We start from the raw sequence: 1,915 nt of genomic DNA on the forward strand, positions 1-1,915 counted from the left end.
CAGCACCGCCGTCGCGGTCCTCGAGGTGAACCTGTCCCTCCATCGAGACGAGACGGGGGGGTCCATCTGCTCGAGGATCCCGGCCACCGCCTGGGCGATCTCCTGCCGCACGGCCAGCGGGGGGATGATGGCTGCGCTCAGGTACATGGGTGCCCTTCCGCGCGGACGAGATGCCGCGGCGTACCGAGATTGGCTGTGATTCGAGCGTCTGCCAGTGAAGTATGCGCCACGAGGCATCACAGCCGGGACAGTGCAGCCTTCAGCGGGTCGAGCCCCAGCGAACCGAGGTCGAGGGCGGCGCGGTGAAAGGCCCTCAGGTCGAACCGGTCGCCCTGGCGCTCCTGGACTTGCGTGCGTGACTCCAGCCAGATGCGTTCGCCGACCTTGTATGCCGGAGCCTGGCCCGGCAGGCCGAGGTAGCGCTTGACCTCGAACTGGATCACCGCGTCGTCCATGCGGCAGTGCTGGCGCATGAACTCCAGCCCCAGCTCGGGCGTCCACGTCTCGCCGGGATGGAAGCCGAACGGGTTGTCGGCCGGGATCTCGAGCTCCAGGTGCATGCCGATGTCGACGATCACGCGGGCCGCGCGCAGCGACTGGCCGTCGAGCATGCCGAGCTTGTCCGCCGGGTCATCGAGGTGGCCGAGCTCGTCCATCAGCCGTTCGGCGTACAGCGCCCACCCCTCGCCGTGGCCGCTGCACCAGCACATCAGCCGTTGCCAGCGGTTGAGGCTCTCCTTGCGGTAGGCCGTCTGGGCGACCTGCAGGTGGTGGCCCGGGACGCCCTCGTGAAAGACGGTCGTGACCTCGCGCCACGGGTGGAAGTCCTCGATGCCGTCGGGCACCGACCACCACATCCGACCTGGCCTCGTGAAGTCCTCGGAGGGGCCGGTGTAGTAGATGCCACCCTCGTTGGTGGGCGCCAGCATGCACTCGATCCTGCGGATCGGCTCGGGAATGTCGAAGTGGGTGTCCGCGAGATCGGCAATGGTGCGGTCGGCAAGGTCCTGCATCCATTCGCGGAAGACCTCGCGACCCTTGACGACCCGCGTCTCGTCGGCCTCGAGGTGGGCCACGGCCTCGTCGACCGTCGACCCCGGCAGGATCGTCTCGGCGGTCTCGGCCATCAGGTCGCTGAGCCGATTCAGCTCGGTCCAACCCCACGCGTAGGTCTCATCGAGATCGACCTCTGCCCCGAGGAAGTAGCGACTGGCGAGGGCGTAGTGCTCGCGTCCGACCGCCTCCTTCTCACGACCCTGAGGTTCCAGCTCGTCGGACAGGAACAGCCCGAAGGTGGCGAAAGCACGGCTCGCGGCGGCGGCGTACGCCGAGAGCTCCGTCGGATCCTCGACGCCGAGTCGCGTGACGAGGCCGGCGAAGAAGTCGCCACCCTCACCTGCCTGACCGGTCCAGCGGCGTACTTGCTCCGCGACCTCGGCGTATTGCCGCGCCGCCGCCACGTTGCCCTTGCGGGCCTCGTCGGAGAGGGTGGCGCGGAGGCCCTCGAGGGCGGTCGGGACGGCCGCCAGGCGCGCAGCGATGTTGGCGATGGCCTCCTCGCCCTCGGTCGGCATCAGGTCGAAGACCTCACGGATCTCGTGCAGGCCACTCCAGAGCACCGACATCCGCGATCGGCTCAGACCGGCCTCCTCCAGTTCGAGCTCGAGTCGGTTGCGCTCCAGGAACGAGTCGCGAGCCGCTGCCTCGCGGTCATCGACCGGCGTGGCCGCCTCGACCGCCCGGACCGCCGCACGCACGAGTGCGATCCGCGCGTCGTAGCCCGGAGGCGACAGGTCGGTCAGCCGGTCGTCGTGGCCGGCCACCCCGAACGCGGTCGCGGAGATCGGGTCGAGGGTCGCGTAGTCCTCGACGAACTGGTCACACAGGGCATCAACGGTCCGAGTCGTCACGCGGA

At 69.1% G+C, this 1,915-nt stretch carries 1 protein-coding gene; it reads right to left on the minus strand.

Going from position 1 to position 1,915, the window contains the following annotated elements:
• Window positions 1–236: 236 nt before the first annotated feature.
• Window positions 237–1,910, minus strand: coding sequence for a DUF885 domain-containing protein (locus RMO85_RS11765; protein ID WP_310528912.1), 1,674 nt, complete (start codon window positions 1,908–1,910; stop codon window positions 237–239).
• Window positions 1,911–1,915: the final 5 nt, after the last annotated feature.

The sequence above is a fragment of the Nocardioides sp. genome (genome assembly GCF_031422975.1).
Lineage (GTDB): Bacteria > Actinomycetota > Actinomycetes > Propionibacteriales > Nocardioidaceae > Nocardioides.